The sequence below is a fragment of the Pseudomonas sp. LBUM1662 genome (genome assembly GCF_059695915.1).
In genome coordinates this window covers 4901284-4917590 of the sequence record NZ_CP166793.1, presented here as the reverse complement: position 1 = coordinate 4917590, position 16307 = coordinate 4901284, and the positions used below count along the sequence as shown (strand labels likewise).

The window sequence follows — 16307 nt, the reverse complement described above, 5'->3', positions numbered from 1 at the left end:
ACGTTGGATGATGATCTGGCAGTGCTAATGCAAGGGACCTCATGAAGCAAAAGCGGACTCTCGGAACGCCCAGATTGTTGGGCATCGTCTGGCCATTTATTGCCGTAGTGCTATTTCAAGCGCTGTTGGGCGGTGTCAGTCTCTATGTACTTTCGGCGGTCCGGGGCTATGTTGCCGGGGAGAGCCTGTGGTCGAAAGGCCAGAAGGACGCCATCTATTACCTCAATCTCTACGCGGACAGTCGCGACGGGGCCATTTTCCTCAAATACCAGAACGCCATTGCCGTACCGCAGGGCGGCCACGAGTTGCGCGTGGCGCTGGATCACCAGCCACCGAATATCGAAGCCGCGCGCGTGGCGATTCTCAAGGGTGGCAATCACCCCGACGACGTCTCCAGCCTGATCTGGCTGTACCTCAATTTCCGCCATTTCAGCTACCTGGAAAAAGCCATCGACCGCTGGACGGTGGGTGACGCGTACCTGGTGCAGCTCGATGACGTCGCCCAGGAGATGCATCAGCGCATCACCGAAAATCGGGCGTCGGACGCCGACATCAAGCGCTGGAAAGAGCAGATTTTTGCAATCAACGATGGTGTGACGCCTGCCGCCAAAGCCTTCAGCGATGCCTTGGGCGAGGGCTCGCGCTTGATTCTGCGCCTGCTGCTGGTAACAAACCTGGCCACAGCCCTGGGCTTGATTGCATTGGCCCTGATGCGCACCCACAAACTGCTCAAGCAGCGCCATGCCTTTGCCGAGGCCCTGCAGCTGGAGAAAGACCGGGCGCAGATCACCTTGCAATCCATTGGCGACGGGGTAATCACCACGGATGTCGACGGTGCAATCGCCTACATGAACCCGGCGGCTGAAGCGTTGACTCACTGGAAAGGTGAACAGGCCATCGGCTTGCCGCTGGCGGCCTTGTTCAATCTGCTGGATGACAACGCTCAGGCCGATGGCTTTACCTTGATCGAGCACATCTTGAGCGGTCAGCTCAGCGGCGGCAGCGAACATTCCAAACTGATCCAGCGCCTGGATGGCAGCACCGTCTCGGTCACCCTGGTCGGGGCGCCGATCCGCAACGCGGACAAGGTCAGTGGCGCGGTGCTGGTGTTGCATGACATGACTCAGGAGCGGCAGTACATCGCCAACCTGTCCTGGCAGGCGACCCATGACGCCTTGACCGGGCTGGCCAATCGTCGCGAGTTCGAGTATCGCCTGGAGCAGGCGCTGCACAACCTGACGCGGTACTCCGGGCGCCATTCCTTGATGTTTCTCGACCTGGACCAGTTCAAACTGGTCAACGACACCTGTGGCCATGCGGCGGGTGACGAGCTGCTACGGCATATTTGCGCGCTGTTGCAATCGGGCCTGCGCGAAGGTGACACCCTGGCCCGACTGGGCGGAGACGAGTTCGGCATTTTGCTGGAAAACTGTCCGCCGGACGCGGCCGAGAAAATTGCCGAGAGCCTGCGTCACACCGTGCAGAACCTGCACTTTGTCTGGAAGGGCAGGCCATTCGTCACGACGGTGAGTATCGGGATGGTTCATATCGCGCAAACCCCGACCACCCTCGAAGCTTCTCTGCGTGCCGCTGATATGGCCTGTTACATGGCCAAGGAAAAAGGGCGTAACCGTGTTCAGGTGTATAACGCCGATGATTCGGAACTGTCCCTGCGTTTCGGTGAGATGGCGTGGGTGCAGCGTCTGCACATGGCCCTGGAAGAGGACCGCTTTTGCCTGTACTCCCAGGAAATCGCGCCCCTTGGGCATACCGAACACGGCGGCGGGCATATAGAAATCCTGTTGCGTCTACATGATGAAGCCGGGCGCATGATATTGCCGGACAGTTTTATTCCGGCTGCCGAACGTTACGGCTTGATGACTGCACTTGATCGTTGGGTGGTACAGAACGTCTTCAAGATCATTGCCCAATGTATTGCCGAAGAGCGCAAAGGTCCTTTGGCCATGTGTGCGATTAATCTGTCAGGCACTACTATAGGAGATGACGCGTTTCTGGACTTCCTGAGGGAACAGTTTGTTGCATGGTCCATTCCACCTGAAATGATTTGTTTTGAAATTACAGAGACCAGTGCAATTTCAAATTTGGGAAGTGCAATTAGATTTATCAATGAACTCAAAGGTTTAGGCTGCCACTTTTCATTGGATGACTTCTGCGCCGGGATGTCCTCATTCGCCTACTTGAAACATTTACCTGTAGACTTCTTGAAGATCGATGGAAGTTTCGTAAAGGATATGCTGGACGACCCGATTAACCGCGCCATGGTAGAAGTGATCAACCACATCGGCCATGTCATGGGTAAGCGCACGATTGCCGAGTTTGTAGAAACACCCCAGATCGAGCAGGCATTGCTGGAGATCGGGGTCGATTTCGCTCAAGGGTATGTCATTGAACGCCCGCATCTGTTTACCTGCGATAGTTTGCAAAGTCGTCCTGCCAGGCCTCAACCTTTGTTATTCAAGGCGCCTGGCACGTTCCGTTGAAATCTCTTGCTGATCCTAACAATCACAATCAAAAGGAGCCCGACAGTGATCGACACATTCAACCGAACCGGACCACTCATGGAAGCTGCAAGTTACCCGGTATGGGCGCAACAGCTCATCAAGGATTGCAGCGAGAGTAAGCGCCGGGTTGTCGAACACGAACTGTATCAGCGCATGCGAGACAATAAACTCAGTGCAAAAACCATGCGTCAGTACCTTATTGGTGGCTGGCCGGTCGTTGAACAGTTCGCGTTATACATGGCACAAAACCTGACCAAGACTCGTTTTGCCCGCCACCCAGGTGAAGACATGGCGCGTCGTTGGTTGATGCGCAATATTCGTGTCGAACTGAACCATGCTGATTACTGGGTGAACTGGAGTCGCGCCCATGGTGTGAGCCTGGAAGATCTGCAAGCGCAACATGTTGCCCCAGAACTTCACGCCTTGAGTCACTGGTGCTGGCACACCAGTTCGGCGGATTCGCTGATTGTCGCCATTGCCGCCACCAACTACGCCATCGAAGGTGCGACCGGGGAGTGGTCGGCACTGGTCTGTTCCAATGGTGTCTACGCGGCAGCGTTCCCGGAGGAAGATCGCAAGCGGGCCATGAAGTGGTTGAAGATGCACGCCCAGTACGACGATGCCCACCCCTGGGAAGCGCTGGAAATCATCTGCACGCTGGCGGGCATGAACCCGAGCAAATCCCTGCAAGTGGAATTGCGCGAGGCTGTCTGCAAGAGCTACGACTACATGCACCTGTTTCTGGAGCGCTGCATGCAGCTGGAACACTCGGAAAAGGCCCCGGTCGCGCGTGAGCGCATGGCATTGGCCGAAAGCTGATCCATAGGCATACAAGTCAAAAAAATGTGGGAGCGGGCTTGCTCGCGAAAGCGGACTTTCATTCAACATCATTGTTGAATGCTGATCCGTCTTCGCGAGCAAGCCCGCTCACATTGTCATCTGGGTAGCTAAAAATTTAACCCGCCATTGCCAACCGGTTACGCCCTTCGCGCTTGGCGACGTACAGCGCGCTGTCGGCCCGGCGCAACAAGCTCTCGGCAGACTCGCCCGGCAGCAGGGTCGAACACCCCAGGCTGACCGTCAGCTCGACCAGATTGCCATCGGCCTTGTAGTTCTGCGCCTGCGCCGCAAACCGCAGTCGTTCGCCGACCATGGCGGCGGCTTCGCGGCTGGTGTTGGACAGCAGGATCAGAAACTCTTCGCCACCAAACCGGAACACCATGTCCACGTTGCGCAGCTGGTTTTTGATCGCGGCGGCGACAGCCTTGAGTACGTCATCGCCCGCACTGTGGCCGTAGTTGTCGTTAACGGTTTTGAAATGATCGATGTCCAGCATCAGCAGCGACAACGGCATCAAGTGGCGTCGCGACATCTCGATTTCACGTTGCAAAGTCTGATCCATGGCGATGCGATTGCCGGTGTCGGTCAAGGGATCACGCAAGGCACTTTGCGTCGCGGCCCGGTAGAGCAGGGCGTTACGCATCGGGAAAAGCAGCGTGGACAACAACGATTCCAGGTTGCCCTGTTCGTACTCGCTGAATCGCTGATTGCGGCGGAACACCAGTTCACCCAGGTTCTCGCCCTCATGACTGAGGCTGTAGCTGACGGAATGATGGCCGCGCTGACCGAACTCCAGACGCAAGTCGCTGGCCGGATGCTGATAAGTCAGCGCATCCAGCGGCACCAGGCGTTGAATCTCGCGGAAGAAAAGTCCGAGAATGCGTTGTGGCTCAAGACTGGTTTGCAGCTGCTGGCCGAGTTGCTGGCGCAATTGTGCAAGGCTGAATGGCCGCTCCAGAATGGGAGGTTGCTGACCAAAGCCCAGGCGTTGCAATTTGGCGCTGTCGAAGTCAATTGCGTTGGTCTGGGATGGTGATTTCATATGGCGTGAGCCCCTAAGCAGTAAGGCTGTCTTACAGGCTGGGTGAGAGCGGCTTTGGGCTGCGCGTCATACTGGTCCATCAGTCCCGTAGGACATTTGGCGCAAGTTTAGTCCGCTTTGTCGAATATTAGTAACCTATCGACTGAGGCGTCTGCCCGATTGCTTTCACACGGCGTGTCTGAGCAAATTTAGAGCGAAAGTCATGCCAATGAGTTCCTTCTAATAAAAAACGTTCAAAATCAATATTTTGAGAGCGTTCTGAAGGATTTTTGGCTGGGAGGGCGACGGCGATTTGACTGAAACCGCTGCAGTTACGAGGCACTTTAAGTGCCGCGCCGGGAATTCGGCACGACACACAAAGCGACGTGCGGTCGTCACTGGGCGTTGAAAGCCTGACCGTTGATGCCCGTGCTGTCCGGGCCCATCAGGTAAAGGTAGACCGGCATGATCTCCTCGGGCGTCGGGTTGTTCAGTGGATTTTCGCCCGGGTAAGCCTGGGCGCGCATGCTGGTGCGGGTGGCGCCCGGGTTGATGCTGTTGGAACGTACCGGTGCGACAGTGTCGACTTCGTCAGCCAGGGTTTGCATCAGGCCTTCGGTGGCGAACTTGGACACGCCGTACGCGCCCCAATACGCACGACCCTTGCGACCGACGCTGCTGGAGGTGAACACCACCGACGCGTCCTGAGACAGCTTGAGCAGCGGCAGCAGGGTGCTGGTGAGCATGAACATGGCGTTGACGTTGACTTGCATCACGCGCATGAAGTTCTCGCCGGACAGCTGCTCGATCGGCGTGCGCGGACCAATGATCGACGCGTTGTGCAGCAAACCGTCGAGGTGGCCGAACTCGGTTTCGATCATCGCGGCCAGTTCGTCGTACTGATGAGGCAGCGCGGTTTCCAGGTTGAACGGGATCACCGCGGGTTGTGGATGCCCGGCTGCTTCGATCTCGTCATAGACCTGAGTCAGATTGGCTTCGGTCTTGCCCAGCAGCAATACGGTTGCGCCATGGGCAGCATAGGTTTTCGCCGCCGCAGCGCCAATGCCGCGCCCTGCGCCGGTGACCAGGATGACCCGGTCCTTGAGCAATTCAGGGCGGGCGGAATAATCAAACATAAGAAACCTCGACTAAAACAAAAACAGATCGCGGCGCGGCCATCGCGGGCAAGCCCGCTCCCACAAGGATTGAAGGTGTTCACACATTTCGTATCCACCAACAAAACCCTGTGGGAGCGGGCTTGCCCGCGAAGGCGTCAGCATTCACACCACATATCCCCAGAGACTGGAACCAGCTCTCAGCAGCTACAAAGGGCGCTATCCAACACTTTGCGCAACTCCAGCGGATGATCCACCACCACATCCGCACCCCAATGCCGCGGGTTGTCGTCCGGGTGAATGTAGCCGTAGGTCACCGCCGCGGTTTTGGTGCCGGCATCACGACCCGACTCGATATCGCGCAGGTCGTCGCCCACAAACAGCACGCTGGCCGGGTCCAGGTCGAGCATCTTGCACGCCAGGATCAATGGCTCGGGGTCCGGTTTGCTGTTTTTCACATGGTCCGGGCAGATCAACAGCGCCGAGCGCTCAGCCAGCCCCAGTTGCTGCATGATGGGCTCGGCGAAACGCACGGGCTTGTTGGTCACCACGCCCCAGATCAGGTTGGCCTTCTCGATGTCGGCCAGCAGTTCACTCATGCCGTCGAACAGCTTGCTGTGAACCGCGCAATCCTTGAGATAACGCTCGAGGAACTCCAGGCGCAGTTCTTCAAAGCCCGGAGATTCCGGGTCCATGGCGAAAGTCACGGCGACCATCGCCTTGGCGCCGCCGGAAATCTCGTCGCGGATGTGCTTGTCGTTGACCGGCGGCAAGCCGCGATCAGCGCGCATCGCCTGGCAGATGGCAATGAAGTCCGGCGCTGTGTCGAGCAGGGTGCCGTCCATGTCGAAAAGGACTGCTCTGATACGCATCGGCTTACTCCTCGCGCAGGGTCTGGATCATGTAGTTGACGTCCACGTCGGACGCCAGTTTGTAGTGCTTGGTCAGCGGGTTGTACGTCAGGCCGATGATGTCCTTGACGGTCAGGCCGGCCATGCGGCTCCAGGCACCGAGCTCGGAAGGGCGGATGAATTTCTTGAAGTCGTGGGTGCCACGTGGCAGCAACTTCATGATGTATTCGGCGCCAACGATGGCGAACAGGTACGCCTTCGGATTGCGGTTGATGGTGGAGAAGAACACCTGGCCGCCCGGTTTGACCATTTTGAAGCAGGCGCGGATCACCGAGGAGGGATCCGGCACGTGCTCGAGCATTTCCAGGCAGGTGACCACGTCGAACTGCTCGGGCATTTCTTCGGCCAGGGCTTCGGCGGTGATCTGTCGGTATTCGACGCTCACGCCGGATTCCAGCTGGTGCAATTGCGCGACCGCCAGTGGCGCTTCGCCCATGTCGATGCCCATGACAGTAGCGCCGCGCTGGGCCATGGCTTCACTGAGGATGCCGCCGCCGCAGCCCACATCGAGGACTTTCTTGCCGGCCAGATTGACCCGCTCGTCAATCCAGTTGACCCGCAGCGGGTTGATGTCATGCAGCGGTTTGAACTCGCTTTCGCGGTCCCACCAGCGATGGGCCAGGGCTTCGAATTTGGCGATTTCGGCGTAGTCGACGTTGCTCATGTTTAAGTCCTCTAAAACTTGAAAAATCCTGATGCCCCGGCGTTCAGGCCGGGGTGCTTACAATTCGGTGTGGCCGCTGATGCGCTGGCCCCAGGCCTTGGCGGTGGCGCAGAGCTGCTCTTCGTCCAGGCGGGTCAGGCGACGGTCGTCGAGCAGTTGCTTGCCGGCGACCCACAGGTGTTTCACGCAGTCGCGGCCGGTGGCGTATATAAGCTGCGAAACCGGATCGTAGACCGGCTGCTGCGCCAGGCCCGACAGGTCGAACGCGACGATGTCCGCGGCTTTGCCGACTTCCAGCGAACCGACTTCAGCCTCGATCCCCAGCGCACGGGCGCCGTTGAGCGTGGCCATGCGCAGCGCGCGATGGGCGTCCAGCGCGGTGGCCGAGCCGGCGACAGCCTTGGCCAGCAACGCAGCCGTGCGGGTTTCGCCGAGCAAATCGAGGTCATTGTTGCTGGCCGCGCCATCGGTGCCGACGGCGACATTGACGCCGGCCTGCCACAGACGCTCGACCGGGCAGAAGCCGCTCGCCAGCTTGAGGTTGGACTCCGGGCAATGAATTACGCTGGTGTTGCTTTCTACCAGCAGCACCAGGTCTTCATCGCTGATCTGGGTCATGTGCACGGCCTGGAAGCGCGGCCCGAGCAGGCCCAGGCGCCCGAGTCGAGCCAATGGGCGTTCACCGCGCTGCTCGACCGATTGCTGCACTTCGAACGCGGTTTCGTGGACGTGCATGTGAATCGAGGCATCCAGCTCTTCGGCGATCACCCGGATTTTCTCCAGGTTTTCGTCGCCCACGGTGTAAGGCGCATGGGGGCCGAAGGTGACCTTGATGCGTTCGTGGTGCTTGAGATCGCCGAACAATTCGACGCCCTGACGAATGGCGTCGTCCGCTGTGCTGGCGCCTGGAATCGGGAAGTCGAGGATCGGGATCGCGATTTGCGCACGAATGCCACTGTTATGGACGCGTTCGCTGGCAACCTTCGGGAAGAAATACATGTCAGAGAAGCAGGTGATGCCACCTTTGATCTGCTCGGCGATCGCCAAATCAGTGCCGTCGCGTACAAATGCTTCATCGACCCACTTGGCCTCGGCGGGCCAAATGTGGTTTTCCAGCCAGGTCATCAGCGGCAGATCGTCGGCCAGACCCCGGAACAGCGTCATCGCCGCATGCCCGTGGGCATTGATCAGGCCCGGGCTGAGCAGCATGTCCGGCAACTCACGCACTTCGGTTGCGTTAAGCTTCAGCGCAGCCTCCCGTGGGCCGATAAACACGATACGCCCGTCGCGAATGCCGATGCCGTGCTCTTTGAGGACAACACCAGCGGGTTCGACGGGTACCAGCCAGGTCGGCAGCAATAACAGGTCGAGCGCAGCGGCAGTGTTCGGCATCGAGGGTCGGTTCCAGTGCTTTTGTAAAGGATGGCGAAGTATACCCGAGCGTCTTCGCGGGGGGATCGCTATAATCGGCGGCTTTTGTTCATGAGTGCGGGGTGTGGGATGCGCGATCGACTGTTGGCTGCGGAGAAGGTGAAGGCCATCGATTGGCGTGATGGCGCCCTATACCTGCTGGATCAGCGTATTTTGCCGTTCGAGGAAACGTGGATCGCCTACACCGGCGCCGCGGGCGTGGCCGAGGCCATTCGCTCGATGGTGGTGCGCGGCGCGCCCGCTATCGGCATCAGTGCCGCCTATGGCGTGGTGCTGGCGGCACGTGCCCGCTTCGCCGAGGGCGGCGACTGGCAGGCAGCGCTGGAAGAAGATTTCGCGCTGCTCGCCGACTCCCGTCCGACCGCAGTCAATCTGTTCTGGGCCTTGGGTCGCATGCGTGATCGGCTTGAACGCTTGAAGCATCACGCTGATCCGCTGTCAGTGCTTGAAGCGGAAGCCATCGCCATTCATGAAAGCGATCGCGAAGCCAACCTGACCATGGCGCAACTGGGCGTGGACCTGATCCGCAAGCATCAGGGCAATGCGCAGGCAATCCTGACCCACTGCAACACCGGCGCACTGGCCACCGGCGGCTTTGGCACGGCGCTGGGGGTGATTCGCGGGGCCTTTATCGAGGGCATGGTTGAACGCGTCTACGCCGATGAAACCCGCCCATGGCTGCAAGGTTCGCGATTGACCGCATGGGAGCTGGCCAACGAAGGCATTCCCGTCACCGTCAATGCCGACTCCGCCGCCGCGCACATCATGAAAACCAAAGGTGTGACCTGGGTGATCGTCGGCGCGGACCGGATCACCGCCAATGGTGACGTGGCGAACAAGATCGGCACGTATCAACTGGCGGTCAATGCCATGCACCACGGCGTGCGCTTCATGGTGGTGGCGCCGAGTTCGACCATCGACATGAACCTGGCCAGTGGCGACGAGATTCCGATTGAAGAACGCGATGGTCGCGAGTTGCTGGAAGTCGGCGGCAAGCGTGTCGGGGCGCAGGTTGATGCGTTCAACCCGGTGTTCGACGTGACCCCGGCTGACCTGATCGATGCGATCGTCACCGAAAAAGGCATCGTCGAGCGCCCGGACACCGCGAAAATGGCGCAGTTGATGTGCCGCAAGCGTCTGCACTAAAGATTTCTGCGCCTGATAAATCGCCATCGCGGGCAAGCCTCGCTCCTACAGGTTCGCGCGATCTGTAGGAACGAGGCTTGCCCGCGAAGAACGATGACTCGGTCTCCCGCTCCTGATACCCCAAATTCTGCTTGCGAATCTTGGGTTGTGACGGCTCTAAGCCTCTCTCGTCCCCTTTCAGCCTGCCACCAGTCAACTAACTACACTCCATGCGCATCTGGGGGATAGGTGCGTGGCGGCTCTTGTGATAACATCCGGCGTTTTCCGAGGCAGTCCCACGGGGTTGTCTTTACTGCGCAAATCCATGGTTCAACTTGTTGATTTGTCGTAAGTCGGTGCATGGCACTCAGCCTGCAGCGGCGAGCTTCGTTCGTCCCATATGGATGTGACGAAGTTTCACCAGAAAAAGGAATCGAGCTTCTCATGGGCGAACTGGCCAAAGAAATCCTCCCGGTCAATATCGAAGACGAGCTGAAGCAGTCCTACCTCGACTACGCGATGAGCGTAATCGTCGGGCGGGCCCTGCCGGATGCGCGCGATGGCTTGAAGCCCGTGCACCGGCGTGTGCTGTTCGCGATGAGCGAGCTGGGCAACGACTTCAACAAGCCGTACAAGAAATCTGCCCGTGTTGTCGGTGACGTAATCGGTAAGTATCACCCGCACGGTGATACCGCGGTGTACGACACCATCGTCCGGATGGCGCAGCCATTCTCGCTGCGCTACCTGCTGGTAGACGGTCAGGGCAACTTCGGTTCCGTGGACGGCGACAACGCCGCCGCCATGCGATACACCGAAGTGCGTATGACCAAGCTGGCGCACGAGCTGCTGGCTGACCTGCACAAAGAAACCGTGGACTGGGTGCCGAACTACGACGGCACCGAAATGATCCCTGCGGTCATGCCGACCCGTATTCCCAACCTGTTGGTCAACGGCTCCAGCGGTATCGCCGTGGGCATGGCGACCAACATCCCGCCGCACAACCTCGGTGAAGTCATCGACGGTTGCCTGGCGCTCATCGACAACCCCGAGTTGACCATCGATGAGCTGATGCAATACATCCCCGGTCCGGACTTCCCGACCGCCGCGATCATCAACGGTCGCGCCGGTATCATCGAAGCCTACCGCACCGGTCGTGGCCGCATTTACATGCGTGCCCGCTCGATGATCGAAGACATCGACAAGGTCGGTGGCCGTCAACAGATCGTCATCACCGAACTCCCTTACCAGCTGAACAAGGCCCGTCTGATCGAGAAGATCGCCGAGCTGGTAAAAGAGAAGAAGCTCGAAGGCATCACCGAACTGCGCGACGAGTCCGACAAGGACGGTATGCGCGTCGTGATCGAGCTGCGTCGCGGCGAAGTGCCTGAGGTGATCCTCAACAACCTCTACGCCCAGACCCAACTGCAAGCCGTATTCGGTATCAACATCGTTGCGCTGATCGACGGCCGTCCGCGGATCCTGAACCTCAAGGACCTGCTGGAAGCCTTCGTTCGTCACCGTCGCGAAGTGGTTACCCGCCGTACCGTTTTCGAACTGCGTAAAGCCCGCGAACGTGGTCACATCCTGGAAGGTCAAGCGGTAGCCCTGTCGAACATCGACCCGGTCATCGCCCTGATCAAGGCTTCGCCGACGCCGTCGGAAGCCAAGGAAGCGCTGATCAAGACCGCGTGGGAATCCTCCGCCGTGGTTGCGATGGTCGAGCGCGCCGGTGCCGACTCTTGCCGTCCAGAGACCCTGGACCCGCAATACGGTCTGCGCGAAGGCAAATACTTCCTGTCGCCAGAACAGGCACAAGCCATTCTGGAACTGCGTCTGCACCGCCTGACCGGTCTGGAACACGAGAAGCTGCTGGCCGAGTATCAAGAGATCCTCAACCAGATCGGCGAGCTGATCCGCATCCTCAGCAGCGCCACGCGCCTGATGGAAGTGATCCGCGAAGAGCTGGAAGTGATCCGCGCCGAATACGGCGACGTGCGTCGCACCGAGATTCTCGATGCCCGTCTCGACCTGACCCTGGGTGACATGATCCCGGAAGAAGAGCGCGTCGTGACCATCTCCCACGGTGGCTACGCCAAGACCCAGCCTTTGGCTGCGTATCAGGCCCAGCGTCGTGGCGGTAAAGGCAAATCGGCTACCGGCGTCAAGGATGAGGACTACATCGCTCACCTGCTGGTCGCCAACAGCCACACCACGCTGCTGCTGTTCTCCAGCAAAGGCAAAGTGTATTGGCTGAAAACCTACGAAATTCCGGAGGCGTCCCGTGCTGCTCGTGGTCGTCCGCTGGTCAACCTGCTGCCGCTGGACAGTGATGAATACATCACCACCATGCTGCCGGTCGACGAGTACACCGAAGGTCACTTCATCTTCATGGCCACTGCCAAAGGCACCGTGAAGAAGACCCCGCTGGAATCCTTCAGTCGTCAACGCAGCGTCGGTCTGATCGCGCTGGAGCTGGATGAAGGCGACGTGCTGATCTCAGCTTCCATTACAGATGGTAGCCGCGAAGTCATGCTGTTCTCCGACGGCGGCAAGGTCACTCGCTTCAAGGAAACCGACGTTCGCGCCATGGGCCGTACCGCTCGTGGTGTGCGCGGCATGCGTCTGCCGGAAGGCCAGAAGCTGATTTCCATGCTGATCCCGGAAGAAGGCAGCCAGATCCTCACCGCTTCGGCCCGTGGTTACGGCAAGCGTACGGCGATCACCGAGTTCCCTGAGTACAAGCGTGGCGGTCAGGGCGTTATCGCCATGGTCAGCAACGACCGTAACGGCCGTCTGGTCGGCGCGGTCCAGGTGCTCGACGGCGAGGAAATCATGTTGATTTCCGACCAGGGCACTCTGGTGCGTACCCGAGTCGACGAAGTCTCCAGCCTGGGTCGTAACACTCAAGGTGTTACCCTGATCAAACTGGCCAGCGATGAAACGCTGGTAGGTCTGGAGCGGGTTCAGGAACCGTCGGAAGTCGAAGGCGAAGAGCTTGAAGGTGAAGAGCTGGAGGGCGAAGAGGGTGCGGTGTTCGACGGTGAGGTCGTGATCGACGATGTCGTTGAAGATCAGCAACTCGATGCCGCTGCTGACGAAGAGCCACAAGAGTAAGTGGACAAACAGGGGGCGGATGAAAATTCGCCCCCTTCTTGTTTCACCTGTTTGAATGTAAGAACCGTAGGACCTGTAGGAGCTGTCGAGTGAAACGAGGCTGCGATCTTTTGATCTTGCTTCCAAGAGATCAAGATCAAAAGATCGCAGCCTCGTTTCACTCGACAGCTCCTACAGATGTTCAGAGATCCAGAAATTTAGAGATTTCGAGTTTTCAGATTTATTGCGTGATTACCACCAAATCAGAGCGAGATTGGATGTGAGCAAGAGAGCCTATAACTTCTGTGCCGGTCCTGCGGCACTTCCCGAAGCTGTCCTGCAGCGCGCCCAGGGTGAACTCCTTGACTGGCACGGCAAGGGCCTGTCGGTCATGGAAATGAGCCATCGCAGTGATGAGTTCGTGTCCATCGCCACCAAGGCCGAGCAGGATCTGCGTGATCTGCTGAATATCCCCTCGAACTATAAAGTGCTGTTTCTGCAAGGTGGCGCCAGCCAGCAATTTGCTCAGATCCCTCTGAACCTGTTGCCGGAAAGCGGCACGGCCGACTATATCGACACCGGTATCTGGTCGCAGAAAGCCATCGAAGAAGCCTCGCGCTACGGCCGCGTCAACGTTGCCGCTACTGCCAAGCCTTACGACTATTTCGCAATTCCTGGTCAGAACGAGTGGAGCCTGTCGAAAGACGCGGCCTACGTTCACTACGCGCCGAACGAAACCATCGGCGGCCTGGAATTCAACTGGGTTCCGGAAACCGGCGACGTTCCGCTGGTTGCCGACATGTCTTCGGACATCCTTTCGCGCCCCATCGATGTTTCGCGCTTCGGCATGATCTACGCCGGCGCCCAGAAAAACATCGGTCCGAGCGGCATCGTCGTGAACATCATTCGCGAAGACCTGTTGGGCCATGCCCGTTCCCTGTGCCCGACCATGCTCAACTACAAGGTCGCCGCCGATAACGGCTCGATGTACAACACGCCGCCAACCCTGGCCTGGTACCTGTCCGGTCTGGTATTCGAGTGGCTGAAAGAGCAGGGTGGTGTTGAAGCCATCGGCAAGCTCAACGAAGTGAAACAGCGCACGCTGTACGACTTCATCGATGCCAGCGGCTTGTACAGCAACCCGATCAACAAGTCGGATCGCTCGTGGATGAACGTGCCGTTCCGCCTGGCTGATGACCGTCTCGACAAGCCATTCCTGGCCGGTGCCGACGAGCGTGGCCTGTTGAACCTCAAGGGTCACCGTTCCGTGGGCGGCATGCGTGCCTCCATCTATAACGCCGTCGACATCGTTGCGGTCAACGCACTGGTTTCGTACATGGCAGAGTTCGAGAAGGAACACGGCTAATGTCTGAGCAAGAACTCAAGGCACTGCGCGTTCGCATTGATGCCCTGGACACCAAAGTCCTGGAGCTGATCAGCGAGCGCGCACGCTGCGCCCAGGAAGTTGCGCGAGTAAAGATGGCCTCGCTGGCCGAAGGCGAAGTGCCGGTGTTCTATCGTCCTGAGCGTGAAGCTCAGGTGCTCAAGCGTGTGATGGAGCGCAACCAGGGGCCGCTGGGCAACGAAGAGATGGCGCGGTTGTTCCGCGAAATCATGTCCTCGTGCCTGGCGCTGGAACAGCCACTGAAAGTGGCTTACCTCGGCCCTGAAGGCACCTTCACTCAAGCCGCCGCCATGAAGCACTTCGGTCACGCCGTGATCAGCAAGCCGATGGCGGCGATCGACGAAGTGTTCCGCGAAGTGGCAGCCGGTGCGGTGAACTTTGGCGTGGTCCCGGTGGAAAACTCCACCGAAGGCGCGGTCAACCACACCCTCGACAGCTTTCTCGAACACGACATGGTCATCTGTGGCGAAGTCGAGTTGCGGATTCACCACCACCTGCTGGTCGGTGAAAACACCAAGACTGACAGCATCAGTCGTATCTACTCTCACGCCCAGTCGCTGGCCCAGTGCCGCAAGTGGCTGGACGCGCATTACCCGAACGTCGAGCGCGTGGCAGTTTCGAGCAACGCCGAAGCGGCCAAGCGGGTCAAGGGCGAGTGGAACTCGGCAGCGATTGCCGGCGACATGGCGGCAGGCTTGTACGGGCTGACCCGTCTGGCCGAGAAAATCGAGGATCGCCCGGACAACTCCACGCGATTCCTGATGATCGGCAGCCAGGAAGTACCGCCGACCGGCGACGACAAGACTTCGATCATCGTCTCCATGAGCAACAAGCCCGGTGCGCTCCATGAGTTGCTGGTTCCGTTCCACGACAACGGCATCGACCTGACGCGGATCGAGACGCGACCTTCGCGCAGCGGTAAATGGACCTACGTGTTCTTCATCGACTTCGTCGGCCACCACCGTGATCCGTTGATCAAAGGTGTATTGGAAAAGATCAGTCAGGAAGCAGTAGCACTCAAAGTGCTGGGTTCCTACCCGAAAGCAGTTCTCTAAGGGGTAGCAAATGAGTGGTGACTTCCTCGCTCTGGCACAGCCGGGCGTGCAACAACTTTCGCCTTACGTTCCGGGCAAACCCGTGGATGAACTGGCGCGCGAGCTGAATATCGATCCGGCCAAAATCATCAAGCTGGCCAGCAATGAAAACCCGCTGGGCGCCAGTCCCAAAGCGCTGGCGGCGATTCGCGAAGAATTGGCCGAGCTGACTCGTTATCCAGACGGCAACGGTTTTGCACTCAAGACCCTGCTGGCCGAGCAGTGCCGCGTCGAGCTGAATCAGGTGACGCTGGGCAACGGTTCCAACGACATTCTGGAGCTAGTGGCCCGTGCTTACCTGGCGCCCGGCCTGAACGCAGTGTTCAGCGAGCATGCATTTGCGGTCTATCCGATCGCCACGCAAGCCGTCGGCGCTACGGCCAAGGTGATCCCGGCCAAAGAATGGGGTCATGACCTGCCGGCCATGCTGGCGGCGATCGATGCCGACACCCGCGTGGTCTTCATCGCCAATCCGAACAATCCGACCGGGACCTGGTTCGGCGCCGAGGCGCTGGACGAGTTCCTGCAGGACGTGCCTGAACACGTTCTGGTGGTGCTGGACGAGGCCTACATCGAATACGCCGAAGGCAGCGATTTGCCGGATGGCCTGGACTTCCTGGCCGCGTACCCGAACCTGCTGGTTTCGCGCACGTTCTCCAAGGCTTACGGCCTGGCAGCATTGCGGGTCGGTTATGGCTTGTCCACCGCCGTGGTCGCCGATGTGCTGAACCGCGTGCGTCAGCCGTTCAACGTCAACAGCCTGGCCCTGGCCGCTGCATGCGCTGCGTTGCAAGACACCGATTACCTGGCTGAAAGCCGTCACCTGAACGAATCCGGCATGCAGCAACTGGAAGCGGGTTTCCGTGAGTTGGGGCTGAGCTGGATTCCTTCCAAGGGCAACTTCATCTGCGTCGATGTGGGGCAGGTGGCTGCGCCGATCTTCCAGGGCTTGTTGCGCGAAGGCGTGATCGTGCGTCCGGTGGCTAACTACGGCATGCCGAACCACCTGCGCATCACCATCGGTCTGCCGGCTGAAAACAGCCGCTTCCTTGAGGCGCTGACCAAGGTTCTGGCTCGTGGTTGATG

General features: G+C 59.1%; 12 protein-coding genes. 7 read left to right on the top strand and 5 right to left on the bottom strand.

Features of this window, described 5'->3' with window-relative positions:
• Positions 1–41: 41 nt before the first annotated feature.
• Positions 42–2501: an EAL domain-containing protein gene (locus ACA049_RS22185; protein WP_497329865.1), complete on the top strand. Its 2460-nt coding sequence runs from the start codon at positions 42–44 to the stop codon at positions 2499–2501.
• A 78-nt stretch (positions 2502–2579) separates the two neighbouring features.
• Complete coding sequence (locus ACA049_RS22180; RefSeq protein ID WP_403107365.1) at positions 2580–3341, top strand: iron-containing redox enzyme family protein; 762 nt, start codon at positions 2580–2582, stop codon at positions 3339–3341.
• A 136-nt stretch (positions 3342–3477) separates the two neighbouring features.
• Here ACA049_RS22180 and ACA049_RS22175 read toward each other — a convergent pair whose 3' ends face one another.
• The 5 genes from ACA049_RS22175 to ACA049_RS22155 all read right to left on the bottom strand — a co-directional run bounded on the left by ACA049_RS22175 (position 3478) and on the right by ACA049_RS22155 (position 8465).
• Entirely contained in the window at positions 3478–4404 is a 927-nt protein-coding gene (locus ACA049_RS22175) for a GGDEF domain-containing protein (RefSeq protein WP_497329863.1), read from the bottom strand.
• Positions 4405–4778: 374 nt separating this feature from the next.
• Positions 4779–5519, bottom strand: a complete 741-nt coding sequence (locus ACA049_RS22170; RefSeq protein ID WP_008031809.1) for a YciK family oxidoreductase — start codon at positions 5517–5519, stop codon at positions 4779–4781.
• Positions 5520–5698: 179 nt separating this feature from the next.
• Positions 5699–6370 carry an N-acetylmuramic acid 6-phosphate phosphatase MupP gene (gene mupP, locus ACA049_RS22165; RefSeq protein ID WP_497329861.1) on the bottom strand — a complete coding sequence of 224 codons (672 nt, stop codon included), beginning with the start codon at positions 6368–6370 and terminating at the stop codon, positions 5699–5701.
• 4 nt (positions 6371–6374) lie between these two features.
• Positions 6375–7073 carry a bifunctional 2-polyprenyl-6-hydroxyphenol methylase/3-demethylubiquinol 3-O-methyltransferase UbiG gene (ubiG, locus tag ACA049_RS22160; RefSeq protein ID WP_038982154.1) on the bottom strand — a complete coding sequence of 233 codons (699 nt, stop codon included), beginning with the start codon at positions 7071–7073 and terminating at the stop codon, positions 6375–6377.
• A 57-nt stretch (positions 7074–7130) separates the two neighbouring features.
• Entirely contained in the window at positions 7131–8465 is a 1335-nt protein-coding gene (locus ACA049_RS22155) for a TRZ/ATZ family hydrolase (protein WP_497329859.1), read from the bottom strand.
• Positions 8466–8573: 108 nt separating this feature from the next.
• Between ACA049_RS22155 and mtnA the strand changes: the two genes are divergently transcribed.
• The 5 genes from mtnA to hisC all read left to right on the top strand — a co-directional run bounded on the left by mtnA (position 8574) and on the right by hisC (position 16305).
• The gene (gene mtnA / locus ACA049_RS22150; RefSeq protein ID WP_497329857.1) at positions 8574–9650 is read left to right on the top strand and encodes an S-methyl-5-thioribose-1-phosphate isomerase; all 1077 of its coding nucleotides are present in this window, start codon (positions 8574–8576) and stop codon (positions 9648–9650) included.
• A gap of 423 nt (positions 9651–10073) precedes the next feature.
• Positions 10074–12743, top strand: a complete 2670-nt coding sequence (gene gyrA, locus ACA049_RS22145; RefSeq protein WP_497329855.1) for a DNA gyrase subunit A — start codon at positions 10074–10076, stop codon at positions 12741–12743.
• Positions 12744–13002: 259 nt separating this feature from the next.
• On the top strand, positions 13003–14088 hold the full coding sequence (gene serC / locus ACA049_RS22140) for a 3-phosphoserine/phosphohydroxythreonine transaminase (RefSeq protein ID WP_497329853.1): 1086 nt from the start codon (positions 13003–13005) through the stop codon (positions 14086–14088).
• Positions 14088–15182: a prephenate dehydratase gene (gene pheA, locus ACA049_RS22135; RefSeq protein ID WP_028620536.1), complete on the top strand. Its 1095-nt coding sequence runs from the start codon at positions 14088–14090 to the stop codon at positions 15180–15182. Before serC ends, pheA begins: the two co-directional genes overlap by 1 nt.
• Before the next feature lie 10 nt (positions 15183–15192).
• On the top strand, positions 15193–16305 hold the full coding sequence (gene hisC / locus ACA049_RS22130; RefSeq protein WP_497329852.1) for a histidinol-phosphate transaminase: 1113 nt from the start codon (positions 15193–15195) through the stop codon (positions 16303–16305).
• The last annotated feature ends 2 nt before the right edge of the window (positions 16306–16307 follow it).